Source organism: Arthrobacter sp. TJ-236 (assembly GCF_058269235.1).
Window position 1 is genome coordinate 66,265 of the sequence record NZ_JBZCNI010000004.1, and the last position, 25,417, is coordinate 91,681.

General features: G+C 70.3%; 30 protein-coding genes. 19 read left to right on the plus strand and 11 right to left on the minus strand.

All coding sequences use genetic code 11. The features are described from left to right. Window positions 1-236: 236 nt before the first annotated feature. On the plus strand, window positions 237-632 hold the full coding sequence (locus AC4D16_RS14910; protein ID WP_490955547.1) for a hypothetical protein: 396 nt from the start codon (window positions 237-239) through the stop codon (window positions 630-632). Further along, window positions 619-1,230, plus strand: a complete 612-nt coding sequence (locus AC4D16_RS14915) for a cysteine hydrolase family protein (RefSeq protein ID WP_490955548.1) — start codon at window positions 619-621, stop codon at window positions 1,228-1,230. The genes AC4D16_RS14910 and AC4D16_RS14915 overlap by 14 nt, the downstream gene beginning before the upstream one ends. A 137-nt stretch (window positions 1,231-1,367) precedes the next feature. Here the strand turns inward: AC4D16_RS14915 and AC4D16_RS14920 are convergent, their stop codons facing one another. The 3 genes from AC4D16_RS14920 to AC4D16_RS14930 are packed head-to-tail and all read right to left on the minus strand — an operon-like array spanning window position 1,368 to window position 3,372. Next, window positions 1,368-2,063 carry a DUF3618 domain-containing protein gene (locus AC4D16_RS14920; RefSeq protein WP_490949995.1) on the minus strand — a complete coding sequence of 232 codons (696 nt, stop codon included), beginning with the start codon at window positions 2,061-2,063 and terminating at the stop codon, window positions 1,368-1,370. After that, on the minus strand, window positions 2,060-2,512 hold the full coding sequence (locus tag AC4D16_RS14925) for a phage holin family protein (protein ID WP_490949996.1): 453 nt from the start codon (window positions 2,510-2,512) through the stop codon (window positions 2,060-2,062). The genes AC4D16_RS14920 and AC4D16_RS14925 overlap by 4 nt, the downstream gene beginning before the upstream one ends. Then, on the minus strand, window positions 2,512-3,372 hold the full coding sequence (locus AC4D16_RS14930) for a hypothetical protein (protein ID WP_490955549.1): 861 nt from the start codon (window positions 3,370-3,372) through the stop codon (window positions 2,512-2,514). Before AC4D16_RS14930 ends, AC4D16_RS14925 begins: the two co-directional genes overlap by 1 nt. Window positions 3,373-3,653: 281 nt before the next feature. Here AC4D16_RS14930 and AC4D16_RS14935 point away from each other — a divergent pair, with 281 nt between their 5' ends. The 12 genes from AC4D16_RS14935 (at window position 3,654) to AC4D16_RS14990 (ending at window position 15,925) form a co-directional block, all read left to right on the plus strand. Further along, complete coding sequence (locus tag AC4D16_RS14935) at window positions 3,654-4,535, plus strand: manganese catalase (RefSeq protein WP_490949998.1); 882 nt, start codon at window positions 3,654-3,656, stop codon at window positions 4,533-4,535. Window positions 4,536-4,576: 41 nt separating this feature from the next. Then, the gene (locus tag AC4D16_RS14940) at window positions 4,577-5,038 is read left to right on the plus strand and encodes a DUF4383 domain-containing protein (RefSeq protein ID WP_490949999.1); all 462 of its coding nucleotides are present in this window, start codon (window positions 4,577-4,579) and stop codon (window positions 5,036-5,038) included. 216 nt (window positions 5,039-5,254) lie between these two features. Next, window positions 5,255-6,289, plus strand: a complete 1,035-nt coding sequence (locus AC4D16_RS14945) for an iron-containing redox enzyme family protein (RefSeq protein ID WP_490955550.1) — start codon at window positions 5,255-5,257, stop codon at window positions 6,287-6,289. Next, a complete protein-coding gene (locus tag AC4D16_RS14950) occupies window positions 6,286-6,540 on the plus strand; it encodes a CDGSH iron-sulfur domain-containing protein (RefSeq protein WP_490955551.1) in 255 nt (84 codons plus the stop codon). Before AC4D16_RS14945 ends, AC4D16_RS14950 begins: the two co-directional genes overlap by 4 nt. Window positions 6,541-6,578: 38 nt before the next feature. Beyond that, window positions 6,579-6,941: a hypothetical protein gene (locus tag AC4D16_RS14955; RefSeq protein WP_490955552.1), complete on the plus strand. Its 363-nt coding sequence runs from the start codon at window positions 6,579-6,581 to the stop codon at window positions 6,939-6,941. A gap of 153 nt (window positions 6,942-7,094) precedes the next feature. Further along, window positions 7,095-8,609 (plus strand): pyridoxal phosphate-dependent decarboxylase family protein, encoded by a 1,515-nt coding sequence (locus AC4D16_RS14960; protein ID WP_490955553.1) that lies wholly within the window; start codon window positions 7,095-7,097, stop codon window positions 8,607-8,609. Beyond that, complete coding sequence (locus tag AC4D16_RS14965) at window positions 8,602-9,951, plus strand: lysine N(6)-hydroxylase/L-ornithine N(5)-oxygenase family protein (protein ID WP_490955554.1); 1,350 nt, start codon at window positions 8,602-8,604, stop codon at window positions 9,949-9,951. The genes AC4D16_RS14960 and AC4D16_RS14965 overlap by 8 nt, the downstream gene beginning before the upstream one ends. Further along, on the plus strand, window positions 9,948-10,508 hold the full coding sequence (locus tag AC4D16_RS14970) for a GNAT family N-acetyltransferase (RefSeq protein WP_490955555.1): 561 nt from the start codon (window positions 9,948-9,950) through the stop codon (window positions 10,506-10,508). Before AC4D16_RS14965 ends, AC4D16_RS14970 begins: the two co-directional genes overlap by 4 nt. Then, on the plus strand, window positions 10,505-12,397 hold the full coding sequence (locus AC4D16_RS14975) for an IucA/IucC family protein (protein WP_490955556.1): 1,893 nt from the start codon (window positions 10,505-10,507) through the stop codon (window positions 12,395-12,397). Before AC4D16_RS14970 ends, AC4D16_RS14975 begins: the two co-directional genes overlap by 4 nt. A gap of 131 nt (window positions 12,398-12,528) precedes the next feature. After that, window positions 12,529-13,506 carry a serine hydrolase domain-containing protein gene (locus tag AC4D16_RS14980; RefSeq protein WP_490955557.1) on the plus strand — a complete coding sequence of 326 codons (978 nt, stop codon included), beginning with the start codon at window positions 12,529-12,531 and terminating at the stop codon, window positions 13,504-13,506. Between the two features lie 84 nt (window positions 13,507-13,590). After that, window positions 13,591-14,340, plus strand: coding sequence for a LamB/YcsF family protein (locus AC4D16_RS14985; protein ID WP_490955558.1), 750 nt, complete (start codon window positions 13,591-13,593; stop codon window positions 14,338-14,340). Window positions 14,341-14,344: 4 nt separating this feature from the next. Continuing rightward, a complete protein-coding gene (locus AC4D16_RS14990) occupies window positions 14,345-15,925 on the plus strand; it encodes a 5-oxoprolinase subunit B/C family protein (RefSeq protein WP_490955559.1) in 1,581 nt (526 codons plus the stop codon). 138 nt (window positions 15,926-16,063) lie between these two features. On the opposite strand, the gene AC4D16_RS14995 is transcribed toward AC4D16_RS14990, so the two are convergent. Further along, window positions 16,064-16,423 (minus strand): histone-like nucleoid-structuring protein Lsr2, encoded by a 360-nt coding sequence (locus AC4D16_RS14995; RefSeq protein ID WP_490955560.1) that lies wholly within the window; start codon window positions 16,421-16,423, stop codon window positions 16,064-16,066. 208 nt (window positions 16,424-16,631) lie between these two features. Between AC4D16_RS14995 and AC4D16_RS15000 the strand changes: the two genes are divergently transcribed. Continuing rightward, window positions 16,632-17,000, plus strand: coding sequence for a hypothetical protein (locus AC4D16_RS15000; protein ID WP_490950010.1), 369 nt, complete (start codon window positions 16,632-16,634; stop codon window positions 16,998-17,000). Window positions 17,001-17,041: 41 nt separating this feature from the next. Here AC4D16_RS15000 and AC4D16_RS15005 read toward each other — a convergent pair whose 3' ends face one another. The 4 genes from AC4D16_RS15005 to AC4D16_RS15020 form a co-directional block, all read right to left on the minus strand. After that, complete coding sequence (locus tag AC4D16_RS15005) at window positions 17,042-17,941, minus strand: aldo/keto reductase (RefSeq protein ID WP_490955561.1); 900 nt, start codon at window positions 17,939-17,941, stop codon at window positions 17,042-17,044. Window positions 17,942-18,109: 168 nt separating this feature from the next. After that, window positions 18,110-19,396, minus strand: a complete 1,287-nt coding sequence (locus tag AC4D16_RS15010; protein ID WP_490950012.1) for an ammonium transporter — start codon at window positions 19,394-19,396, stop codon at window positions 18,110-18,112. 171 nt (window positions 19,397-19,567) lie between these two features. After that, window positions 19,568-19,864 carry a MoaD/ThiS family protein gene (locus tag AC4D16_RS15015; protein ID WP_490950013.1) on the minus strand — a complete coding sequence of 99 codons (297 nt, stop codon included), beginning with the start codon at window positions 19,862-19,864 and terminating at the stop codon, window positions 19,568-19,570. A 13-nt stretch (window positions 19,865-19,877) separates the two neighbouring features. Then, window positions 19,878-20,975, minus strand: a complete 1,098-nt coding sequence (locus AC4D16_RS15020; RefSeq protein WP_490955562.1) for a WD40/YVTN/BNR-like repeat-containing protein — start codon at window positions 20,973-20,975, stop codon at window positions 19,878-19,880. A gap of 150 nt (window positions 20,976-21,125) precedes the next feature. Between AC4D16_RS15020 and AC4D16_RS15025 the strand changes: the two genes are divergently transcribed. Next, the gene (locus AC4D16_RS15025) at window positions 21,126-21,602 is read left to right on the plus strand and encodes a hypothetical protein (RefSeq protein ID WP_490955563.1); all 477 of its coding nucleotides are present in this window, start codon (window positions 21,126-21,128) and stop codon (window positions 21,600-21,602) included. Window positions 21,603-21,657: 55 nt separating this feature from the next. On the opposite strand, the gene AC4D16_RS15030 is transcribed toward AC4D16_RS15025, so the two are convergent. From AC4D16_RS15030 to AC4D16_RS15040, 3 genes are all read right to left on the minus strand, one after another. After that, a complete protein-coding gene (locus AC4D16_RS15030; protein ID WP_490955564.1) occupies window positions 21,658-21,963 on the minus strand; it encodes an NIPSNAP family protein in 306 nt (101 codons plus the stop codon). Between the two features lie 27 nt (window positions 21,964-21,990). Then, entirely contained in the window at window positions 21,991-22,323 is a 333-nt protein-coding gene (locus AC4D16_RS15035) for a histone-like nucleoid-structuring protein Lsr2 (protein ID WP_490955565.1), read from the minus strand. A gap of 104 nt (window positions 22,324-22,427) precedes the next feature. Continuing rightward, window positions 22,428-23,447, minus strand: a complete 1,020-nt coding sequence (locus AC4D16_RS15040; protein WP_490955566.1) for a sigma-70 family RNA polymerase sigma factor — start codon at window positions 23,445-23,447, stop codon at window positions 22,428-22,430. Between the two features lie 130 nt (window positions 23,448-23,577). Here AC4D16_RS15040 and AC4D16_RS15045 point away from each other — a divergent pair, with 130 nt between their 5' ends. From AC4D16_RS15045 to AC4D16_RS15055, 3 genes are read left to right on the plus strand one after another with little or no spacing between them, the layout of a single operon-like run. Continuing rightward, window positions 23,578-24,141, plus strand: coding sequence for a dihydrofolate reductase family protein (locus AC4D16_RS15045; RefSeq protein WP_490955567.1), 564 nt, complete (start codon window positions 23,578-23,580; stop codon window positions 24,139-24,141). A 2-nt stretch (window positions 24,142-24,143) separates the two neighbouring features. Continuing rightward, window positions 24,144-24,446, plus strand: a complete 303-nt coding sequence (locus AC4D16_RS15050) for a DUF4287 domain-containing protein (protein WP_490955568.1) — start codon at window positions 24,144-24,146, stop codon at window positions 24,444-24,446. 30 nt (window positions 24,447-24,476) lie between these two features. Then, window positions 24,477-25,373, plus strand: a complete 897-nt coding sequence (locus AC4D16_RS15055) for a DUF4031 domain-containing protein (protein ID WP_490955569.1) — start codon at window positions 24,477-24,479, stop codon at window positions 25,371-25,373. The last annotated feature ends 44 nt before the right edge of the window (window positions 25,374-25,417 follow it).

The window sequence follows — 25,417 nt, forward strand, 5'->3', positions numbered from 1 at the left end:
AGGCGAAGGGGCGAAGAGGCTCGGTCGAGGAACGTGACGCTGCCCGGTCGCCTCCGTATGATGGACCGCGGGTCCAGCCACCGGCCTTCACTCCTTCGAGTCCGAGCGGTCACGCCCGTGCGAGAGGGCCCTCCGATCGGGCGGCAGCCCCGGTGAGCCGGGTCCGGCCGCCCCACGGAACGCCCGCACTCGTGGAGGTGCCGCCACCGGATTCGCGAAGCCCGAGAAAGGGCCTCATGTCCGTCTCACGACCATCACCCATCACCGCCGTCATGATCGCCGCTGCGGATCTCGAGAACGCCGAGTTCGAGCGCGACAGGCTGTCGCTCATCTGCGGGGACGCCGTGCGCAGGGCGCTCGCTGCCGGATGCACGACGGCGGACATCGCGCGCGCCGTCGCCCTCGAGGAGGCGGACGTCCTCCGCCTGGCAGCACAACCCGGCCCCGTCCCGGAACTGGACGACCTCGATGCCGGAGCGGTGACGACGGAGTGGGGCACCCGCGGTGTCGCCGTGCACCCCGCAGGGTCCGCCGGTGCAGCTCATGCCCTGGCCGCCGTCACCCCGCTCCGGCCCGTCCAGGAGTCCGCGAGTGCCGCCGCCCCCTTGGAGGTGACCGATGGAGCGCCGTGAGAACGGCCGGCAGAACGGGCGGGACATCGAGCGCACCGGGGGCGGCGCGGCCCTCCTCGTCATCGACATGCAGAACGCGTTCTTCGAGAACGAGACGCTCGCGGCGCTCCAGCCCGCACTCGTCAGGGCCTGCAACAGGTTGATCGACGCCGCCGAGGGCGCGGCAACCCCCGTGCTGGCCGCCCGGACGGAGCACCTCCGCGACCGCTCCACCTGGACGCGCTCCATGCTGGACGACGACCAGGGATTCATCTTCGAGGGCACACATCAGGCCGAGTTCGTGGACGGCCTCCGGCTCCGCGGTGCGGAGACGGTCACGAAGAGGCGCGACAGTGCCTTCTTCGGCACCGACCTGGCCCGGCGTCTGCGGGAGCGGGGCATCGACCACCTCGTCCTCGCCGGTGTGTCCACGCAGAACTGCGTAGCGCACACAGGGGCCGACGCGTTCGCGGAGAACTTCCGCGTGAGCTACGCGCTCGACGCGATCGGCAGCACCAACGCCAGCTATGCCGACGCAATGCTGGAGATCCTCTCCGTGGAGTACCGGCAGCCGATCATCGGCCAGGAGGAGGCGGAGGCGCTCCTCGCTGCCCGCTGACGAGAGCTCCGCGGCGCACCGCGGGCATGGAGGGGGCCGGGGCACGCCGGGGACGACCTGGCGCACACGACGACCCGCACACGACGACGGAGGCCGCCGGGTTCATCCCGGCGGCCTCCGTCACTACTGGGGCTGAATCAGCCCTGCTGCACGGTGGACTTGGCGTCCTGTGCGCTGCCCTTGACGTCGCTGGCGGCCTGCTGGCCCTCATCCTTGACGGTCTGCACCGAGTCGGTGGCCGACTCCTTGACGGACTGGACGGCGTCCTGCACCGGCTCCTTCACGTCCTGGACGACCTGCTTTGCGGCCTCGGTGACCTTTTCCTTGAGGGGAGCGGCCTGCTCCTTGAGCTGCGACGCGGCCTGCTGCTCCTTCTGGCTCGCCGGAATGAGCGACGAGACGAGGAGGCCGGCGCCGAAGGCGATGAGCCCGGCGGCGAGCGGGTTGCCCGCTGCCTTGCTGCTCAGCTGCTGGGGCGCACCCTGGACCGCATGTCCGGCCTGCCCGAGCTTGTCCTTCGCCGTCCCGGTCGCGGACTGGGCGGAGCCCACGCCGCTGTGCATGCCGCTGCCGGCCTTGTCCTTCGCGTGCCCGGCCTTGTCCTGCACCGTGCCCTTGACGTCGCTGGCCTTGTTGGTCACGGCGTCCTTCACGTCCTCGGCCTTGCCCATGACGGTCTCCTTCACGTTGCTGAAGCTGTGCTTGACCTTCTCGGTCTGACGGTGCGCGATGTTCGCGGGATTGACCTTGTCCGCGACCGCATCGACGTCGGTGCCGAGTTCCTGGCGGGTGCGCTCGATATCGGCGCGGATCTCATCTGGGGTCTGGCTCATCGTGTGTGCTCACCTGGTTTCAGTGTCGGCGGGATTTCCTTGACGGTCTCCGCTGTCTGCGGGAGGCCCTTGATCTGCTTCATTTCCTTCTTGCCCGTGAGGGCGAGGACTGCGGCGATGATGCCCCAGATGACGGCCACGATGACCGCGGCCCAGCCGTCCGGCATGAAGGACCCGAGCGCGTACATGAGCCCGAGGGAGAGGAACAGGAGGACGAAGTGGCCGCCGACGGCGGCACCGGCGAACATGCCGGCGCCCTTCCCGGCGTTCTTCGCGGATTCGGTCGCCTCGGCCTTGGCCAGGGCCACTTCCTGGCGCATGAGCTTCGAGAGGTCCTTCGTCACCTGCCCGAGCAGTTCACCGACGGAGGCGTTGGCGGAGCGCTGCTCGGCCTCCGAGGGTGGTGGCGCGGCTGCCTGGTGCGCGCCGGTGGTGTAGGCGTCGCTCATCAGCGCAGACCTCCGTCGTTCGTGACGGTGCCCACGGGCGGGGTTCCCGGCGGGATCGTCGGGTAGTCGTCGGCGGGGTCGACGAACGCGGGGCTGGAGTCCGCGACGTGCTGGCCACGGGTCGTGTCCGTGTAGCCGCCCGTGACGGGAGTGCCGCTGTAGAGGTCCGAATCGGCCTCGGTGTACCCGGCGTAGGTGCCGGTACCCGTGGTCATGCCGGTACCCGTGGCGCTGAGGCCCTGGCCGGCGTCGGACTCGCTGGAGCCCTTGTTGCCGGTGAGACCGCGGGTAAGACGCCCGACAACGAGGCCGGAGCCGGCCGCGATGGCGAGGAAGGCGCCCGGCTTGCGGCGGGCGTAGGCCTTGACGTCCTCGAGGATGTCGGCCGCGTCGCGGTTCTCGAGCCAGGACGCCGCGGAGTTGGTGCGCTGCGAGGCCTGCTGCACTACGCTGGACACCATGTGGTTGTCCGACTTCTCGGCCATCGACTTGAGTTCGTCCGAGATGCTGCGGATGCCCTCGGTGATCTTCTGCTGCTGCGTGCCTGCCTGGCTCTTCACCTCATGGGTGACGGTGCCGAGGAGGTTCTTGGCCTGCGTGCCGGCTTCCGCGGCCACGCTCTTGGCCTCTGAGGCGGCGGTCCCGGCGACGTTCTTCGCCGCCTCCTTGCCGTCCTGACCGACCTGCTTGGCCTGGTCCTTGGCGACGGACGTCTTGGAATCGTCCGAGCCGGTGGTCGTCCCGACGCCGCCGGAGAGGTCCGAGGTGCCGAGCTCGTGTGCTCCGAGATCGGACGTCGATCCCTCGGTGCCGCTGGTGGAGGGGACCAGGGGATCCTGCGGCCAATTCTGCGTAGTCATGGTGATTCCTAACGTTGATTTTGCCGTTACAGCGGACGCGCCATCGCTGTGGGGCGATGTACTGGTCCGGCACGAATGCCGGACGTATCTCTGAAGCTAAGCATGCTTACGTTCGGTAACGCAAGGCCTTTCTCGTGATCGCGCAAGGTCAAAATAAGTCGGCTTACTACCTTTTCGAAAGGCTCCCTATCGGCTTAGCGTCGAAGCAGAGGGACCTATCGCGGCCGCTTCCAGAAGGAGCGGGTCAACCCGGTACGGACCACCGGCAGAAGGAGACACCTGTGTTCTTCCACAAGCAGGAACTTCAGTACAAAGCCACCCCGGACAAGCCGGATGCGATCTACGCGCGCAAACTGCAGGAGGTGCTCGGCGGGCAGTACGGCGAGATCACCGTGGCCCTCCAGTACAGCTTCCAGGCCTGGAACGCGCACATCCCGGGCAAGTACCGCGACCTGCTCTTCGGGATCGGCGCGGAGGAGATGGGGCACGTCGAGATGCTCGCGACCATGATCGCGCAGCTACTCGAGAAGGCACCCCTCGGCATCACGGAGGATTCGATCCAGGCCGACCCGGCAGTCGCCGCCGTCATCGGTGGAACCGACATGCAGCAGGCGATCGTGGCCGGAGCGGGAGCACGCGCTGCCGACAGCAACGGCAACCCCTGGCAAGGTAGCTACATCACCGCCAGCGGCAACCTCCTCGCGGACTTCACGGCCAACGCCAACGCGGAGATGCAGGGCCGCCTTCAGGTGGCACGCCTCTACCACATGACCGACGACCACGGGATCCGGGACATGCTGTCCTTCCTCCTCGCGCGGGACACCATGCACCAGAACCAGTGGACCGCAGCCGCACGCGAACTGCAGGAGTCGAAGATGGAAGAGCTGCCCGTGCCGAGCAACTTCCCGATCAAGAAGGAACTGCGCGACGTCTCCTACCAGTACCTCAACTTCTCCGACGGCAAGACGGCGTCCGAGGGCAGCTGGGCCTCCGGCCCCACTCCGGACGGCAAGGGTGAGTTCACCTATCACGAGGGCCCGACCACGTCGGCGCCCATGCCGCCGCCCACGCATCCTGACTCGCGGTTCTACGGCACCACGGAGATCCCGAACACGGTCGAGAAGATGGCCGGCTCGGTACAGGACAAGCTCAACCGCGAGTAGGCGCTGGGCCTCCTCGCTTCGTCTTTCGAAAGGACACTCCCATGGCTAACACCAACAACCGCACGGTCTCGAACGGACGCACCGCAGTGCAGCGCGCCGCTCAGGCAGTCGGCATCGTCTTCCTCCTGGTGGGCATCCTCGGGTTCATCCCCGGGATCACCTCGGAGTACGACTCCCTGCAGTTCGCCGGTCACCAGTCCGGCGCCCTGCTGCTCGGTCTCTTCCAGGTGTCGATCCTCCACAACATCGTGCACCTGCTGTTCGGTGTCGCGGGACTCGCCATGGCGAAGACCGCATCCGGTGCACGCACCTACCTGCTGGGCGGCGGCATCATCTACGCCGTGCTGTTCATCTACGGGCTCGTGATCGGCCAGGAGTCGACCGCGAACTTCGTGCCCCTGAACGGCGCCGACAACGTGCTGCACCTCCTGCTGGCCGTGGGCATGATCGCCCTCGCCCTGGCGCTCGGTCGCACCACCCGCACCACGACGGCGCGCACCTGACGCGATGGCTTGATGAGGGGACGGCGGGTGTCCCAGCCCGCCGGAGCCTGTACTCGCCGACATCGACGACGCCGCGCCGACGCGCACCCGAGGGTGCCCGCCGGCGCGGCGTCGTCGTGCGTGGGGTGTGCCGACGCACGTGTCGGAGATGCGAAGTACGCTTAGCATCACTGCGTCGGCGGGGTCCGGCGCGTTCGTCGAGAGAAGAGGTCTTTGATGAAACAGCCCTCCCCGCGCGGTGACGTCAGCGCGCTTGTCCTGTCCGTGGTCGCCGGCCCCATCGCCGGGCAGCAGGAGCATCTCCGCGAGCTGCATCGGCTCGTGGAGTCGGCGCTGGCCGCGACCCCCGATCTGCTGCACGACGACGACCTCCAGCTCGCCCTCTTCTGCCTGTACGAACTGCATTACAGCGGCCTCGACGGCGCGGGCGACGACTGGGAATGGGAACCGGATCTCCTGCGCGTGCGCCGGCTCATCGAGGCCGCGTTCGAACAGCGGGTCCGCGACGAGGTGACCCTCGGGGCGCTACCCGCGGCCACCGGGCAGGCCGTCTGCGACGAACTGTTCCGCCTCACCGGCGAGGACACCGGCCCGAGCATGTCGCGCTTCGTGGCGAAGAGCGCCACCGAGGAGCAGCTGCGCGAGTTCCTCGTGCACAAGTCCGTCTACCAGCTCAAGGAGGCGGACCCGCACACCTTCGCCATCCCGAGGCTCGCCGGCCGCTCGAAGGCGGCGATGGTGGAGATCCAGGCGGACGAGTACGGGAACGGTCTGCCCGCACGCATGCACTCGGCACTGTTCGCCCGCACCATGCGCGCACTCGGCATGGACGACACCTTCGGCGCCTACCTCGACGCCACTCCCGCGATCACGCTCTCGGTCAACAACCTGATGTCCCTCTTCGGCCTGAACCGCCGGCTCCGCGGGGCGATCGTGGGGCACCTGGCCGCCTACGAGATGACGTCGTCGCAGCCGAACCGCCTCTACTCCCGCGGATTCGCGCGCCACGGCTACGGCGAGGACGCCATCGAGTACTTCGACGAGCACGTGGCGGCGGACGCCGTGCACGAGCAGATCGCCGGACGGGACATGGCGGGCGGGCTGGTGGAATTGGAGCCGGACCTGCTCGAGGACGTGATCTTCGGTGCCGCGGCCGGGCTCGCGGTGGACACGCTGATGACCGTGAACATCATGGATGCGTGGGACGCCGGCCGCTCCTCGCTGCGGCCCTCACCCGTGATGGCCTCGTGAGTATCAGGGAGGGGCCCGAGGAGCTCTCGCCTGCGCGGTCCCTGAACTCGGGGATCGATGCTCCGGTGTCAGTCGTCGCCTGCCCCAACGGCCCGCTGCTGATCCGCGGTGATTTCGAACTGGTGGGCGCAGACGGTATCGAACTGCCCCGCACCCGCCGTACGGTGGCCCTGTGCAGGTGCGGAGCGTCCGTACTCAAGCCCTACTGCGACGGGTCGCACAAGCTGACGGGTTTCCGTTCGGAGCCGTGAGCGCACCGGGTCGCGGAACCACGACACGAGGAGACCTCATGAGCCGGACCATCGACCAGATCGCAGCTGACCACCTGTCCGTGTGGAACTCGGCGCCGGGGCCGGAGCGGGATGCGGCCGCGGTGTCGGTCTACTCGCCCGAGGTGGCCGTCCTCGAATCGGAAGCGGTGTACGCGGGCTTGGCCGGGCTCTCCGAGGCGATCGACGGACTGCAGCAGATGCTCCCGAATATGCAGCTCGCGCTGGTGGGGCCCATCCGGACGGCGCAGGAGCTCTCGACGTACGCGTGGTCGCTCGGGCCTGCCGGAGCACCGCCCGTGGTGACCGGTCGCGACGTCCTGAGGATCACCGACGGTCTCATCACCCACGTGTACGTGCTGGTCGACCCGCCCGGACAGTAGGAAAGGCGGGCTGGTGGAGGGAAGCACTCTGCCTGCCCCTATGATGCACATCACTCTTTGCCGCGAGAGGACTGCGCTCCCCTCGAGCTCTTGTTAGGTTAGCCATACCTAAGAAGAACTGGCGACCCTCGGTCGCTCCGAAGAGAGGGTCTCATGCCTGCTTCCGTCCTCGCCCACGGCGCCCTCCGGCGCCGTGCGTCCCCTGCAACCGGTCACCTCCTCAGCGGGGAGTCGCTGCCGGCCTACCGGCAGCAGATGCGGCAGACCGTGGACGCCATCACCGCCGCGTTCACGGCCGCGGAGAAGCCGTTCACCGGCGTCGTGCCCGGCGACCTGCGCCCCATGATCGACGCGATCGATCTCGATGCACCGCTCGGCGGACTCCCGGCTGCCCTCGAGGAGGTGCGCGAGGTCTACCTGCGTGACGCCGTGTACTTCCATTCGCCCCGCTACGCCGCCCACCTCAACTGCCCCGTGGCGTTGCCCGCCGTCATCGGCGAGGCGATCATCGGCGCGGTGAACTCCTCGCTCGACACCTGGGACCAGAGCGCCGGAGCCACGCTGATCGAACAGCGGCTCGTCCGGTGGACGGCCGACCGCATCGGCTTCGGCGTGCAGGCCGACGGCGTCTTCACCAGCGGGGGAAGCCAGTCCAACCTGCAGGGCCTCCTCATGGCCCGCAACGACGCCGTCGAGAAGCCGGCGCTCGCGGGGCGGGGGAGCCTGCCGGAGAAGCTCGGACCGCTCCGGGTCTTCGCCTCCGCCTCGGCGCACTTCACGGTCGGGAAATCGGCGTCCCTGCTGGGGCTCGGGGCGGAGGCCGTCGTGGAGATCCCCGCCGACGCCGACCGGCGGATGCGCGTGGACGCCCTCGAGGCAGCGCTCACCGCGCACGCCGACGCCGGCCATGTCCCGATGGCGGTCGTGGCGACCGCGGGCACCACCGACTACGGGAGCATCGACCCCCTCGAGGGCATCGCCGCGCTATGCCGCCGCTTCGGCGCCTGGCTGCACGTGGACGCCGCCTACGGGGGAGGGCTGCTGGTCTCGCGCGCGCACCGCGGGCTCCTCGACGGCCTGGAGCTGGCCGACTCCGTGACCGTGGACTTCCACAAGACGTTCTTCCAGCCGGTCAGCTCGAGCGCGGTGATCGTGCGCGACGCCGCGATGCTCCGCCACGTCACGCTCCATGCCGACTACCTGAACCCGCAGAGCGAGGTGAATCCGAACCAGGTGGACAAGAGCCTGCAGACCACGCGGCGCTTCGACGCGCTCAAGCTGTGGCTCACGCTGCGCACCATCGGTGCGGACGGCATCGGTGACATGCTCGACGACGTCGTCGCCCTCGCGCGGGAGACCGCCGCGGAGCTGGGGGAGGACCGCTCCTTCGAGCTCGCGGCTCCCCCGCAACTCAGCACCGTGGTGTTCCGCCTCGTCCCGGAGGGCTGGACGGACCAGGCCGAGGTGGACCGCCTGAACGCCCGGATCCGGAAGGCACTGTTCGCCGCCGGGGACGCCGTGATCGCCGGCACCACGCTGGACGGCCGCACCTACCTGAAGTTCACCTTCCTCAATCCCGCCACCACGCTCGACGACGTCCGTGCCATCCTCGACGCCATCCGCACCGCCGCGCAGCAGATCATCCTCGCGGGAGGCCACCGTGGCTGAGCGCGTGCACGATCTCCTCGGGATCGGCGTGGGGCCCTTCAACCTGGGCCTCGCCGCCCTGGCCGCGCCGATCACCGACCTGGATGCCCTGTTCCTCGACGCCAAGCCCGCGTTCAGCTGGCATCCCGGCATGATGCTGGAGTCGGCCCACCTCCAGGTACCGTTCCTCGCCGATCTCGTGACCATGGCCGACCCGACCTCGCCGTACAGCTTCCTCAGCTACCTCAAGCAGGCCGGGCGCCTCTACCCGTTCTACATCCGCGAGGACTTCTACCCGCTGCGCGCGGAGTTCGACGCCTACTGCCGGTGGGTGGCGGAATCCCTGCCGTCCGTGCGCTTCGGTGAGAGTGTCGAGGACATCACGTACGACGACGCCGCGGGCACCTACCGCGTCACCGCGGCCGGGGCGGCCGGCGCCACGCAGCACCTCGCCCGCCGCCTCGTCCTCGGCACCGGCACCGCCCCGGTGGTCCCGGACTGCTGCAGGGACCTCGAGGCGGATCCAGCGTCCGGCGTCCTCCACTCCTCCCGGTACACGGTGGCCAGGGGTGACCTCCTGCAGCGCAACCGCGTCACAGTTGTGGGCAGCGGCCAGAGTGCGGCCGAGGTGTTCCACGACCTGCTGTCCGAGGGAAGGGAGCAGCAGGTGCGCTGGGTCACCCGGTCGCCGCGCTTCTTCCCGCTCGAATACACCAAGCTCACGCTGGAGATGACGTCTCCGGAGTACGTGGACTACTTCCACGCCCTGCCGCCGGAGGAGCGGGACCGCCTCGGGGCGGCGCAGAAGAACCTGTACAAGGGCATCGACGGCGATCTGGTGAACGCCATCTACGACCTCCTCTACCAGCGCAGTGTCGCCGGAGCGCCCGACGTCGAGATCCTCACCAACACGGCGCTCACGGCAGTCCGGCCCGCGGACGGGGCGCTGCACCTCGACCTGCACCACGTGGAGCAGGGCACCGCGTTCTCCCTCGGGACCGACGCCGTGGTGCTGGCCACGGGCTACGGCTACCGCGAACCGGCGTTCCTGCAGGGCATCGAGGAGCGGATCGCGCGTCTGCCCGACGGCCGGTTCGACGTCGACCGCCAGTACGGCATCAGTCGCGTGCCGGGCGAGATCCTCGTGCAGAACGCCGAGCTGCACACGCACGGGTTCGCCGCCCCCGACCTCGGCATGGGTGCGTACCGGAACTCCGTGATCCTGGCGCGGATCCTCGGGTACGAGCACTACCCGATCGAGGAGCGCATCGCCTTCCAGCACTTCGGAGCACCGGGCAGCAGTGCCACGGGAACCGGATCACGCGGATCGCAGGCGCTCCGACCGGCGGGCCGGGCGCGATGATGCTGGCCTTCACCCTCCGCCCGGTCGACCCGGTGGCCGATGCGCCGCTCGTCCGCTCGTGGCTCGTGCTCCCCTACGCACACTTCTGGGGCATGCAGCGGGCAACGCTCCACGAGGTCGTCGCCGAGTACGCCGCAGTGGCCGCGTCAGCGCACCGCGAGGCGCTGCTCGGGTTCGGCGAAACCGGCCCGGCGTTCCTCATGGAGTCCTACGACCCGGCACAGGATCCGGTGGGGGCCACCTACGAGGTGCAGCCCGGCGACCGCGGCATGCACTTCATCACGGCCCCGATGATCACCCGGCAGCCCGGCTTCACCACGGCCGTGCTGACGGCGGTCCTCGGACACGTTCTCACCGACCCCACAGTCCACCGCGTGGTCGTGGAACCGGACGTCCGGAACCACGCCGTGCACCGGCTCAACGCGCGTGTGGGCTTCCGTGCCTCCGCCACCGTCACCCTTCCCGACAAGGAGGCGCTGCTGAGCTTCTGCACGCGTGCCTCCTTCGCCGCCCGCTCGTGCGGCGCATACGCCGCCCTCCAGGAGACCGCACCATGACCCTCGCCCCCACCGCACACGGACCCCTGGTCCCCACGGCCCCCACGACGCCGGCCCCCACGACGCCGGCCCCCACGACTCCCGCGCCGTCCGCGGACCCCGCCGCTTTCCTGACCCCCGAGCGGTGGGCGCACGCCAACCGCCACGTCACCGCGAAGGCGATCGCCGAGTTCTCGCACGAGCGCATCCTCGTGCCCGAGCCGGTGGGCGGGCAGGGCAGCGGCTGGTGGTCCCTGACCACGGACGACGGCGCCGCGCGCTACGTCTTCGAGGCGGAGATGGGCGTGCTCGATCATTGGCGCGTGCTCCCCGGCTCCCTGCGGGTGGAGGCCGCCGGCAACGTCACCGACCCGGACGCGCTCGCGTTCGTGCTCGCGATGAGGAACCGGCTCGGTATCCCCGCGGACCTGCTGCCGGTCTACCTCGAGGAGCTGACGAGCACGCTCACGAGTGCCTGCTTCAAGGCCGCCCGCGAGCAGTACGGCGCGCGGGAGCTCGCTCGCGGCGTGACGCGCGGCGCCGACCCGGCGGTGGACTTCCAGGCCGTCGAGGCGGCGATGTCCGAGGGGCACCCGTGCTTCGTCGCCAACAACGGCCGGCTCGGCTTCGGCTCGGACGACTACGCGGCGTACGCCCCCGAGGCCGGCCGGCCCGTGCAGGTGCACTGGGTCGCAGCCCATCGCGATACCGCCCGGTTCGATGCCGTCACCGGGCTCTCCTACCGCTCCTTCCTGCGGGACGAACTCGGCACGCTGTTCGACGCTCTCGAGCAGCGACTGCGCGCCGGGGGCCTTGATCCCGTGGACTACGTCCTGGTTCCGGTGCACCCCTGGCAGTGGGAGAACCGCCTCTCGGTGACCTTCGCCGCGGACGTCGCACGGCGCCGGCTGGTGTACCTCGGTCCCGGCGCCGACGAGTACCAGGCGCAGCAATCCATCCGCACGTTCTTCAACCGCACCGAACCGTCGAGGCACTACGTGAAGACGGCCCTCTCGGTCTCCAACATGGGCTTCCTGCGCGGGCTCTCCGCCGCGTACATGCAGGCCACGCCGGCCATCAACGAGTGGCTCGACGGCGTGGTCCGGGCCGATCCGCTCTTCGCCGCGGTGCGCTTCGGCCTCCTCCGCGAAGTGGCAGCGGTGGGAGTGCGCAGCGAGCTGTTCGAGGCGGCCACCGAACCCGGGTCCCCGTACCGGAAGATGCTCGCCGCCCTGTGGAGGGAGAGTCCGATCGGCGCGATCGAGCCCGGCGAGCAGCTCGCCACCATGGCGTCCCTGCTGCACCGCGACCAGGCGGGGGAGTCCGTGGTCCGGCACCTGATCCTCCGTTCCGGCCTCGCCGCCGAGGAGTGGCTCCGCCGGTACCTGCGCGCGTACCTCGTACCGGTGCTGCACTCCCTCTACGCCTACGAGCTCGCGTTCATGCCGCACGGCGAGAACCTGATCCTCGTGCTGCGGGACGGCGCTCCGGAACGCGTGTTCATGAAGGACATCGGCGAGGAGATCGTCGTCATGGGTGACCGCCTCACGGTCCCCGATCACGTCGCCCGGGTGGTGTCGCAGGTGCCCGAGGAGGAGCGCGTGCTCGCGGTGTTCACCGACGTCTTCGACTGCTTCTTCCGCTTCCTCGGGGCCACGCTGCAGGAGGACGGCGTGCTCTCGACGGACGCGTTCTGGGACACCGTCGCCGAGGTGGCGCACGCCTACCAGGCGGCCCACCCGGAGCTCGTGGACCAGTTCGCGCGGTACGACCTCTTCGCGGAGGATTTCGCGCTCTCCTGCCTCAACCGCCTGCAGCTGCGGAACACGCGGCAGATGCTCGATCTCTCCGACCAGTCGGGCGGTCTGCAGTTCAGCGGGCGCCTGGCCAACCCGCTGCACGGGCGATGACGCCGGGTGCGGGTGCTGTGGGTGCCGCCGGTGATGGGTGACAGGCCCCGGCGACCGCAGTACGGTCGACAAGGGCGGCCGCCGGATCCGGTAGCAGCCTGCACAGGGTCCCGAGATGCATCAGGAGTCACATGTCAGCGTCCGTCCATCACGCCTTCGACTGGGCGCGACGGCACGTCGCGTCCGGGGCCCTGCCGAGCGCGGTGCTCGGGGTGGCCACCGCGACCGGCATCCAGGAACTCCACGCCTTCGGCGCCACCGGCACGCGGACGGCGACGGTGGACGACCCCTACCGGCTGTTCTCGGTCACGAAGCCCCTGGTCGGGCTCGCGGCCGCGCGGTTGGTCGAAGCGGGACTGCTCACCGTCGAGACACCCCTCCACGAGGACGTCCCAGGGTTCGAGCGCACACGGGAGGACATCGTCCGGTTGGGGCACCTGGTCGGTCACACGTCCGGGATCACGGATCCTCCCCTGGACACGCAGGCCGGGCTCGAGCACGGGCTGTTCGGCGGGCGCGATTTCGCCGCCGGGACCGCGTCGCGGTACTCCACCATCGCCTTCCACGGAATCGCCCGCATGATCGAAGCGCGCACGTCACGCTCCTGGGACACGGCTGTCCTCGAGCTTGCAGGCCCTCTCGGCGCCACGGGCCTCACCCTCGACGAGGAGTCGAACCCGCACTCCATCCCGGATGCCGCAGCTGCGGGGCTCGACATCCGGCGGTTCGCGGCGCTCCGTCACCCGGGGGCCGGGCTCATCGGCCGGGCCGAGGATCTACTGCTCATCGGGTCCGCGCTGCTCCGGGACACGGGCGAGGTGGTCCGGCCGGCCACGCTCGCGATGATGCGCCGGCCGCTGACCGGGGACGTGCCGCGGCTGGAGCCCTACCCCGCCGACCGCGGGCAGGACTGGGGTTTCACCTGGAACCTGCGGACGCGCGCCGCCGGGCTCATCGACCGCGACGTGTACGGGCACGGTGGCTGGTCCGGCGCGGAGTTCTGGATCCACCCCTCGGCCGGTGTGGCCTTCGTCCTGCTGACCAACCGCGCTGTCCGGCCGGGTGTCGAGCTCGACGAGCTGGACAACGCGGTGGTCTCCGGGGTCTGATCGTCCCGGAGCCACCCGATAGGAGAGCCCCCACAGCAGCAGACGCCGACAGAGGACGCCGACAGAGGACATCGAGGACGAGCCATGGATCTGAACAGCGACGTCGGGGAGTCCTTCGGCACGTGGAGCTTCGGGGACGACGCCCAGATCATCGCGTCCGTCTCGAGCGTCAACGTGGCATGCGGCTTCCACGCGGGTGACCCGACGGGGATCCGCGCCACGTGCGCGGCCGCAGCGGCCGCCGGCGTCACCGTCGGCGCGCACCCCGGGTACCGCGATCTCGCCGGCTTCGGCCGCCGCTTCCTCGACGTGGTGCCCGCGGAGCTGACCGACGACGTCGTGTACCAGATCGGGGCGCTGCAGGCCCTCGCGCGGGCGGCGGGGACAACGGTGCGGTACGTGAAGCCGCACGGCGCGCTCTACACCACCATCGCCGTGCACGAGGCGCAGGCGAGGGCCGTGGTCCGTGCCGTCCGCGACGTCGATGACACCCTGCCGCTGCTCGTCCTTCCCGGCACGGTCATCGAGACCGAGGCCCGTGCGGCCGGGTTGCGCACGGTGGTGGAGGCGTTCGCCGACCGCGCGTACACGCCCGACGGCGCCCTCGTCTCACGCCGCGAACCGGGCGCGGTGCTCACCGCGGAGGCCGACGTCGTCGAGCACGTGCTCCGGCTCGTCAACGACGGCCAGGTGGTCGCCGTCGACGGATCGCGCGTGACGATCGACGCCGAGAGCATCTGCGTGCACGGTGACACACCCGGCGCCGTGGTCATGGCGGCGGCGGTCCGCCGCGCGCTCACGGGCGCAGGGGTGGACGTCGGTGCCTTCGCCTGACGAGGTGTCGGGTCCCGGCCTGACCCTCCGGCGCGTCGGCGACCTCGCCCTGCTCGCGGAACTGCCGGGACTCCCGGAGGTCCTGAGCGTGCAGGCGAAGCTGCTCGAGCGCCCGGTCGACGGTCAGATCGACGTCGTCGCGGCGGCACGCACCGTCCTGGTCACCGTCCGTGAGGCCCGGCAGCTCCTTGCGCTCGCCGGCCGGCTCCGCAGTATCGACACCTCCGTGCCGCCGGCCCGCGAGGACACACTCGTCACCGTCGACGTGGTGTACGACGGTGCGGACCTCGACGACGTCGCCGCCCGCACGGGACTGAGCGCGGAGGCGGTCGTGGCGGCGCACACCCAGGCGCCCTGGCTCGCAGCGTTCGGCGGCTTCGCCCCGGGATTCGCCTACCTCACCGGCGGCGACCCCCGGCTCGAGATGCCGCGGAGGGACTCGCCCCGCACGGCCGTGCCCGCCGGATCCGTGGCGCTGGCCGGTACCTTCTCCGCCGTCTACCCACGTGCCTCACCCGGCGGCTGGCAGCTGATCGGGCACACCGACGCCGTCCTGTGGGACACCGACCGCGCCGAGCCCGCCCTGATCCGGCCCGGTTCCCGTGTGCAGTTCGTCGCCGTACGAGAGGTGGTCGGGACGTGCTCGCGGCCGGACAGCGCAGCAGCGCCCCTGCCACCGGGCGGGGCGCACGGCACCGCGGGAAGGGCCGGTCTGGTGGTCGTGGCCCCGGGCCTGTCCAGCACAGCGCAGGATCTCGGGCGTCCGGGCTCGATGGCGCTCGGCGTCGCGGGATCCGGGGCGCTCGACCGCGCGGCGCTCCGGCAGGCGAACAGGCTCGTTGGGAACCACCCCGGAGGAGCCGCCGTGGAGAGCCTGTTCGGCGGTCTCGCCGTACGGGCGCTCGCCGATCAGGTGCTCGCCGTCACCGGCGCCCACGTGGCCCTGACCATCACCACGCCCGACGGCGGGGAGCGCGAGGCACGGCTGTGTGCGCCGTTCCTCCTCCGCGAGGGCGAGGTGCTGCGGCAGTCCGCCCCGGCGTCGGGCCTCCGGTCCTACACCGCGGTGCGCGGCGGGCTCGAGGTGCCCGGCGTCCTCGGCAGCCGATCCACCGACGCACTGTCCGGCCTGGGTCCGCCGCCCCTCGCACCTGATGAGCGGCTCCTGGTCGGTGCGCCTGCCCCGGGTTCGATCGTCGGAGACCCCGAGACGGTCCGGCAGCCACGCTCACCGGAGGTCCTCCGCGTGGTCCCCGGGCCGCGGGAGGACTGGTTCGACGACGACGCCCTGACACTCCTCTGCGCGAGCGAATGGACGGTCACTGCGCAGTCGAACCGGATCGGCCTGCGCCTCGACGGACCCGTTCTCGGGCGCACCCGACGCGAGGAGTTGCCCAGCGAGGGGACGGTGAAGGGTGCGCTCCAGGTGCCGCCGTCGGGCCTTCCCGTCCTATTCCTCGCCGACCACCCCGTCACGGGCGGCTATCCGGTGATCGCCGTGGTCGTCTCGGCGGACCTCGACCGCGCGGCACAGCTGCCCCCCGGAGCCTTTGTGCGGTTCTCACCCGAGGAGACGACGGCGTGACGCCCCTGTTCCTCGGCCTCCTGATCGTTGCCTTCGCTGCCCTGCCGGTCGGGCTGTTCCTCACGTCGCGGGGATCGTCCTCGTCGGCTGCCTCTGGTTCCTGCTGGGACGCACGGCGGCTGAGGAGCGGACACTGCGTCAGCGCCGCTCGTAGGCCTCCAAGACCTGCCGTGGGATGCGTCCCCTCGATCTGACGGCGTGACCGTGCTCGTCGGCCCAGACCCTGATCCGCTGGGTCTCCTCCGACGGGTGGCCGCTGCCCGACGCGCCGTCACCGCGCCGTGAACGACCCCGCCGCGGTGCCGTCGGGCGGCCCTTCCGCGCGTAGCCGGACAGGAGATGGCGGAGGGCCGCCGCCTCCTCAGGAGGCAGGTCGATCACGTACTCCTCGCCGTCGAGCGCGAAGCGGACGGTCTTCCGCTGATCGCCGAAGTCGCCGGAGTCACCGTGCCGGCCCCGCGCACTGTTCCGCGTCGTCGCGGATCCCGTGTTCTCCATTCGACGTATTAGATCAGACCGCGCTGACCGTCTGTGGCCGATCACCGGCCTTGACGCCTGTCCCACGGCACGTGCCAGTCGGGCCCCATGTGGCACTTCTCGCGGGAGGTACCGGAATTCTCGAGGACCCGCAGTGTTTCGCGGGCGGAAATACCACCGAAACGGGCGCTGCCTAGCGTAGGAGCATTCACGGTTCCGGGAGGCGGCCATGCAGACGTTGAGAGCCAGGCAGGTGCCCTGGGGGAACCCGGTGGCCGTGGGTCTCCGCGAGGCCCTGCGCGCCGAAGCCGACCGCGGCTCCGCAGTGCAGCCCGCCGCGCCGGACGACGGCGAGGGCATCGCCGTGTTCCTCATCATCTACGAGGTGGCCACCGGGCAGCCCGTCGGGTGCGGCGGTCTCCGCATCCGCGCCGACGGCCGGGCGGCCACCGTCTGCGTCTACGTGGTGCCCTACGCGCGCTGGTCCGGTGTCTCGGCCGTGGTCCTCGAGGAGCTCGTCTGCTGGGCGCGTGTCCACGGCATCGCGACGGTGACTCCGGCCCCGGTGCTCGACGACGCGGCGAGCCTCGGACTCTGACGCGACCTACCCCGAAGGAGTCACCGGGACCGCCGGAGGGCTCAGCGGATCTGGGTGAAGGCGAAGGTCGCGGGGTCCCCGCCGATGCGCTGGTCGGAGTCGAGCGCCGAGATCGCATCGAGTTCCTGCTGGTCGAGGCGGAGGCGGGCGGCGCCGAGGTTCTCGACCATGCGCTCGCGCCTGCTGGATTTCGGGATCACGATGGTGCCGTGGTGCAGGTGCCAGGCGAGCACCACCTGGGCGGGGCTGGCGTCGTGGGCGCGTGCGGCTGCCACGACCGCCTCGGCGTCGAGGTCCGCGCCCTGACCCAGCGGCGAGTACGCCTGGACGGCCGCGCCATGCGTGCGGCTGACCTCCACGAGGTCGCGCTGCTGGAAGGTGGGGTGCAGTTCGATCTGGTTGACGGCGGGTGTGTGCGGCCCGACCTCCCTGATGGCCTCGAGGTGCTCGGGCAGGAAGTTCGAGACGCCGATGGCGCGCACGGCGTCCTCGTCCGCGAGCTTCGAGAGCGCGCGCCAGCTGTCCACGTAGAGGCCGGCGGAGGGGTAGGGCCAATGGATGAGGTAGAGGTCCAGCCGATCGAGGGCGAGGCGCTCGCACGAGGCGGCGTAGGCGTGAAGCGCCGACTCGTACCCCTGGTCGCCGTTGCGGAGCTTGGAGGTCACGAAGATCTCCTCCCGCGGGATGCCACTGGCCGCGATGGCCGCTCCCACGCCGGTCTCGTTGACGTAGGCAGCAGCGGTGTCGATGTGGCGGTAGCCGACCTCCAGCGCGTCCTCGACCACGCGCTGCGCCTCGTCCGGCGGCACCTGGAACACACCCAGGCCGATGGTGGGCAGCAGGACGCCGGGTGCGATCTCGAGGGATTCGACGCCGACAGCAGCACCGGCGGTGTCGGGTGACGCGGACGGGTCGGGGGAGGGGGTGGTTCGCTCGGACATCTCGATGAACTCCTCGTCGTGGTGCATGTGATCTGGACAACATCAAAGATCCTATATTCTCCACGAAACGGAGGGAAGGTCCATGCAGGAAAGGCAGCGCCCCTCCCCGAGGGCACTGCCTTCCCTTCGTACTCCGTATCTATGCCGGCTGATGTGCCGGGCAGGGCATCAGCCCCGGGGAGCGCCGAGCTCCACCGGGTCCTCGTCGGTCACGTAGGCGAACTCCGAGTGGGCCGCCATGTCGATACCGCGCAGCTCGTCCTCCTGCTCGATCCGCAGGCCGATGGTGCGGTGGATGACCTGGGCGATCACCCAGGTGACCACGAAGGAGTAGCCGAGCACGGCCACCGTGGCGAGCGCCTGCACGCCCAGCAGGTCGAACCCGCCGCCGTAGAACAGGCCGGCCACGCCGTTCGGGGCCTCCTCGGTGGCGAAGAGACCGATCAGCAGTGTCCCGAGGATGCCGCCGATGAGGTGCACCGCAACCACGTCGAGGGAGTCGTCGAAGCCGAGGCGGAACTTCAGTTCCACGGCGAGGGAGCAGACCGCACCGGCGATGGCGCCGATGGCGACCGCTCCGAGCGGACTCACGGCACCGCAGGCGGGGGTGATGGCCACGAGTGCGGCGATCAGCCCCGAGGCCGCGCCCATGCTGGTGGCGGCCCCGTTCCGGATGCGCTCCACGAGGGCCCACGCGAGCAGGCCCGCGGAGGCCGCGACCGCCGTGTTGAGGAACACCACGGACGCCGACTGGCCGGCCGAGAGCGCGGAGCCCGCGTTGAAGCCGAACCAGCCCACCCAGAGCAACCCGGCCCCCACGAGTACGAGCGGCCGGCTGTGCGGCTTGGCGTGGTCGACCTTCGGCCAGCCGTGGCTCCGGCCGAGGACGAGCGACAGCGCGAGAGCCGCGATCCCGGCGTTCATGTGCACGGCGAGCCCGCCGGCGAAGTCGATGGCCCCGAGATTGTTGGCGATCCAGCCGCCCACCACCGAGCCGTCCTCCGAGCTGAACGCGAAGACCCAGTGGGCGATGGGGAAGTACACCAGCGTGGCCCAGACGCCCGCGAACAGCATCCACGCGCCGAACTTCATGCGGCCCGCAGCGGCACCGGCCACGAGCGCCGTGGTGACGCAGGCGAAGAAGAGCTGGAACGCGGCGAAGAGGATGGGCGGGATCGACGCCGCGGGGTCCTCGGCCAGCAGCTGGCCCATCCCCGCATACTCCGCGACGTCACCGATGAGCCCCAGGCCGCCGACGGAGTTGCCGAACGCCATCGAGTAGCCGAACAGGGCCCAGAGGACGGCGACGAGGCTCGCGCCGCCGAAGCACATCATCATCATGTTGAGGATGCGACGGGACCCCACCATGCCCCCGTAGAACAGGGCGAGGGCGGGGATCATCAGACAGACGAGCGCGGAGCTCGCGAGAATCCACGCGACATTTCCAGAATCCATGAGCACTCCATTTCAGTGACAGCGCTTGCCGGTGCCGGAGGGGACGGTCTCCGCCCCCACGCGGACGAAGCGGGGGAGCAGGCGGCACGCCGCGCTGAGTCATGGTAGGCAGCGACACATTTCGGGCCGCCGCCCGGTCGCGTTAACTCTGTGTTACGACGGGGCCCGCCCCTATCCACCCGCCACGGACTGGATGATCATGACCGTCGCGCCCGGGGGCACCGGCGTCCTGAGGCCCTCGAGCCTCCGCACGTCCTCACCGTCCACGTAGATGTTGACGTACCGCCGCAGAGCACCGGTCTCCTCGCGGATGCGCTGGCCCAGGAGCGGCCGCCCGGTACCCAGCGTGTCCAGCAGCGCCGCCACGTCACCGCCCGCGGCGACCGGGAGCGCCACCTCGCTGCGTCCTTCGACGTAGGGGCGCAGCAGCGTGGGAATGAGGACGGTCACGTCGGTCGGTGCGGGCACGGCGCGCCGCCGTTCAGGCGGGTACGACGGCGGCGCGCACGGACAGGACGTCCGGCAGGTGGCTCGCCACCTCGGTGAAGGTCATGCCCTCGTCGGTACTGGCGTAGACGCTCCCGCCCCGGGTGCCGAAGTACACGCCCGGCACCTCGGCCGTGTCCACGCACGCGGCATCCCGCAGCACCGCGTTGTACTCCGCCTGCGGCAGTCCGGCGTCGGAGGCCTGCCAGGTGGCACCGCCGTCGTCCGTCCGGTGCACCTGCAGGTGCCCGTCCGGGGGGATACGCTCGCCGTCGGCCTTGAGTGGTATCACCCACGCGGTCGCCGCGCGGTGCGGGTGGGTGAGCATCACGAAGCCGAAGTCCGCCGGGAGGCCCTCGGCGATCGACTGCCAGGAATCGCCGCGATCGGCGCTCGCGTACACCCCGTGGTGGTTCTGCGCGAAGAGGTGGTCCGGATCCACGGCGTCGCGGGCCACCTTGTGGACGCACTGGCCGAACTCGGGCTCGGGACCGGGCATGAAGTACGCACTGATGCCGCTGTTGCGGGGCTGCCAGGAGGTGCCGCCGTCGTCGGAGCGGTACACCCCGCCCGTACTCATGGCGACGTGCACGGTCTCGTCCACCGGGCTCGGGAGGACCGTGTGCGCGGCGGCCCCGCCGAAACCCGCACCCCACTCGCTCCTGTGGGGGTGGTCCCACAGCCCGCGGTTGAGCTCGAACGTCTCGCCGTGGTCCGTGGACTTCCAGACCGAGATGGGCTGGCACCCCGCCCACACCACGCCGGGCCGGTGCTCGGCGTCGGGCTGGATCTGCCAGACCCGTTCGAGGGCCGCTCCGTCCTCGGGCGCGAAGCGGAAACTGCCCTCGCGCGGCTCGGACCACGTGACCCCGAGATCGTCCGAGGAGGAGATGCAGGGTCCGAAGTGCCAGGACATGCGACCGGCGAACATCCTCGTCCTGCCGCCCCGCGTGTCCACCGCGACGCTCGGGATCTCCTCCATCAGGAACTCCGGCGCCGAGACGGTCCAGGTGCGGCGGTCCTCACTGCGAGCGAGCCACAGACCCTTCTTGGTCCCGATCATGACAACGGTGGTGTCCTGCGTCGATGTCATGGCTGCCCCCGTTGGCGTCCATCCGGCCACGCCGCTCGTGAGTCGGATCACTCGGACAATCCCACGCTGCACTCGATTTGTACAGGGTGCACCACGCGATTTCCGCCCGGGCAGCCGGAACGGTGAGAGCCCCGTGCCACAGTGGACTGTGTGGTCGCCCGGGGAGCGGAACACCCGTTCATCCTGGAGGAGATGGTGCATCCCGTCACGGTCGGTCGAGCGCAGCCCGGCGCCGCTCCGCGCCACGCGCCGTCGGCCGTGAGCGTGCAGTCCGCGTCCCACCGCTGTGCGGGCAGGTACTGCCTCGAGCGCCGCGCCGGCCTCCTGGTGCTGTGGTGGCAGCGAGACTCCCTGATCACCGGCACGGACGTGCTCGGAGCCTTCGACGCACTGCGTGAGCTCTCGGACGGCGATGCCCTCCCGCTCGTCGAGCACCTGCACGACGTCGTGGGGTTCCTGCCCGATGCCCGCGACGCCCTCACGCACTACGCGCTGAGTTCCCGGGTGGCGCTGGTCGGCGGCAGCCCTGTGGATCGCGTGATCGCCGCCTTCGCGGAGACCGGTTTCACCGAGACCCGCTACTTCGAGTGCGCCGACGCCGCGGAGACCTGGGCCCGCGCCACCTGACACCCGGGCGCCGCTCCGGTCCTGCTCCCTAGATGGCGGCGTCCTTCATCGGGTTCTACCCGAACACGGGTGACAGGAATCGCCGCTCGTACCGTCGGATGCAGCGGCTCTCCCGGGCGAGACGGTACGCGTCCACGCAATCGGGGTCCGTCCGCGACTCCTCGCGGTACGTCTCGTAATCGGCGAGCGAGGGAAACGTGAAGAGGGCGTAGGCCTTATCGCTGTCCCCCTCGCTCGGCAGGAAATACCCGTGATGATTACCGCCCATCCGGCCCACGATCCGAATCCAGCGCCGGCCGTATTCCTCGAAGTCGGCCAGCTTCTCTGCGTCGATCTCGTAGGTCAGATGAACGGTGATCACGGTGCGTCCGTCGCGTCCGTCGCGTCCCTAGCGGCTTTCGTTGTAGGCGTCGATGATCGACTGCGTGATACGTCCGCGTGAACTCGGGTTGTAGCCGTTCTCCTGGGCCCATTGGCGGATCTGCTGGGTGTCCTCGCGCTTGGACCGCGAATTCGATTTCCCCGAGGCCGACTGCTGCTTCGCGGAACCGGACTTCCGGCCCTTCTCCACGTACCGCGCGAGTGCCTCCCGCAGTGCGTTCGCGTTGTCGCTGGTGAGGTCGATCTCGTAGGCGACACCGTCGAGGCCGAAACGGACGGTCTCCTGTGCTTCCTCCCCGTTGAGATCGTCGACCAATTCAACCTGTACCCGCTGAGCCATGTGATTCTCCTGTGGTGTCCGGTGCAATTCCCTGTTCCCCTTCGTCGACCATATCGCGCGGTCCGCGAAAGAGAGAAAGCGCCATTGCCGTGACGAGCGGAGGATTATCGGGTAGGGCCATTCCTCTCGTCGATCACGAGGGGGAACCCGAATTCCTCGAACAATGCCGGGGAGAGGAAATTGTGATGGCCGATGATACGTCCGCCGTCGGTCTCGATGACCTGGATGGCCCACGGCTCCCACAGGCCGGGCTCCACGAGGTGGTAGTTGGCGAAGCCGCCCGCGCCGTTGACGTCCACGGGAAGGAGCCGCCCTCCCTCGCAGACGCTTCCCTTGCCCACGAACCAGGAGAGGACGTCCCTGGGCCCCGACAGCCAGAGGTCGAAGGGCGGCATGGAGAGCACCACGTCGTCGCGCAGCAGTGCCGCGAGGGCGTCCATGTCGTACGCCTCGAACGCTGCGAGGTACTTCCGCAGGAGGGTGCGGTGCGCCGGGTCCTCGAGGGGCATGTGTGCGGCGGGTTCCCGCGTCGCCATCGTCCTGCGTGCCCGCTGGAGCGCGCTGTTGACGGACGCAGGAGTCACCTCCAAGAGTGTCGCCACCTCGGCTGCGGACCAGCGGAGCACCTCGCAGAGGATCAGGGCGCTGCGCTGCAGCGGCGGGAGGTGCTGCAGGGCGGCCACGAAGGCGAGGCGGATGGTGTCCCGTGCCTCGGCGACGACGGCGGGATCGCCCGACGTGTCGATGACGCGCTCGTCCGGGATCGGCTGCACGAACGTGTTCTCGGTCAGCGGGGCGCCGAGGACGGCGTCGGCCGTGCGCGTCGACGGCCCGAGATCCATGGGACGGGCACGCCGCTGCGGGCTCCTGAGCATGTCCACGCACACGTTGTGGGCGATCCGGAACAGCCAGGTGCGGAGGGCCGACTGTCCCTGAAAGGTCGTCCTCTTGGACCAGGCCTTGATGAGGGTCTCCTGGACGGCGTCCTCGGCCTCGGAGGACGCCCCGAGCATGCGGTAGCAGTAGCCCGTCAGGTCCCGCCGCGAGGCTTCGAGGAGGTGCTCGAAGGGTTCGTCGCCCGCCCCGGCGGCGTGCGTGGTGTCAGGAGCGATGGTGGGCTGCATGCATCGACAGTAGCGATGCCGCGGGCGCTGCACGAGGGCCACGGGGGCGAATTCGCGCGTGGACCGATGACTCCGGGGCGTCCGTGCCGTCTACTGGGTGACAGCCCCCTCGAAAGACAAGGAGCGCCCCGTGCGCAGACTCACAGCAGGCCTCTTCTCCTCCGTGGACGGGGTGGTCGAGGATCCCCAGCTCTGGCAGTTCGACAGCTTCGACGACGAGCTCGGCGCGGGGATGGGCGCCATGATCAGCAGGGTGGACACCGTGCTGCTCGGCCGGCACGGTTACGAGGAGTGGGCCCAGTACTGGCCCCGGGCGGAGGCGGGCGACCCCTTCGGCGCCTTCATCAACCCCGTGGAGAAGTTCGTGGCCTCCCGCACGCTGACCGGCGAGCTGGGGTGGACGAACGCCTCGCTCATGGACCAGCCGCTCGAGGACTTCGTGCGGTCGCTCAAGCAGACCGACGGCGGTGACATCGGTATCTGCGCCAGCATCTCCCTGGTCCGCCAGCTCCTGTTCGCCGGCCTCCTCGATTCGCTGACGCTGATGATCCACCCCGTGGTGGCAGGGACGGGCCGCCACCTGTTCGAGGCCTCCGATGCCGTGACGCGACTCGAGTTGCAGGAGGTCACGACGACCAGCAGGGGCAACGTGCTCGCCTCCTACGGCCTCCGCCCCGAAACGGTGGGGCAGTAGGAGTGTCCTTCCAGGCCTATCTCGACGCGATCGAGACGAAGACCGGACTCACCCCGCGGCAGCTCGTGGAGCAGGCGAAGGAGCGCGGCTTCGACGCACCGGGAACCACGGCGGGAGTGATCGTCGCCTGGCTCAAGGAGGACCACGACCTCGGCCGCGGTCACGCGATGGCACTCGTCCACGTGATCAAGAACGGTGCCACCGTCAGCGACAAGCACGTGGGCAGCGTCGGCACGCACGGCGACGTGTCCACGGAGTTGTGGCTCGACGGGGCGGCCACCCGGCCGGACCCCGCCGGGTCGTGATGCCGCACCGTGGCGCCTAGGCTGCAGGTCATGGCCGTCCTGATCGATCCGCCGTCCTGGCCCGCGCACGGCACCGTGTTCTCCCACCTCGTCTCGACGACGTCCCTCGCTGAACTGCACGCCTTCGCCGAGGCGGCCGGGATATCGCGCCGCGCGTTCGACGAGGACCACTACGACGTACCCGAGAGCCGCTACCGCGAGCTCGTGGAGCAGGGCGCCCGCGCGGTCGGCGGGGCGGAGCTGGTGAGGGCGCTGATCGCCAGCGGGCTGAGGGTCCCTGCACGACGGCGGGGGCCACGCCTCCGCGCCGCTCTCGCCTCGCGCTGGCGCGCGCTCCTGCCCGAGCAGCAGCGCCTCGGTGAGGAGTTGCTCGATCGGTGGTCCGAGCCGCACCGGCGCTATCACGCGCCGGCGCACCTGCTGGCGGTCCTCGAGGCGCTGGACGAACTGTTCACGCCGGCCGACGTGCGGACCGCCGTCCTCCTCGCGGCCTGGTTCCACGACGCGGTGTACGACGGCGCGGCGGGCGAGGACGAGCGCGCCTCGGCGGCACTCGCCGTCGAGCGGCTGGCCGGGGTGGTCCCCTCCGCCGTCGCGGGCGAGGTGGAGCGGCTGGTCCTCCTCACCATCGGTCACGACCCTTCCCGGGACGACCGCCCGGGGCAGCTCCTGTGCGACGCCGATCTCGCCGTCCTGGCCGGGACCCCCGAGGACTACGCCGGGTACGTCGCCGCCATTCGGGACGAGTACGCGCACGTCCCCGAGGAGGACTTCGTGGTCGGCCGCGGCACGGTCCTCGAGCACCTCCTCGCACTGGATCCCCTGTACCGGACGCCCGAGGCGGCCGAGCGGTGGACCGTCGCGGCCCGGCGCAACCTCGAGGCGGAGCTCGCCGGCCTGCGGGAGCGACGGCCTTCCGGCGGGTGACCGTCGTCGTCCCTTGTCCGTGCCTGCGCTGCCGGCGCTGCCGC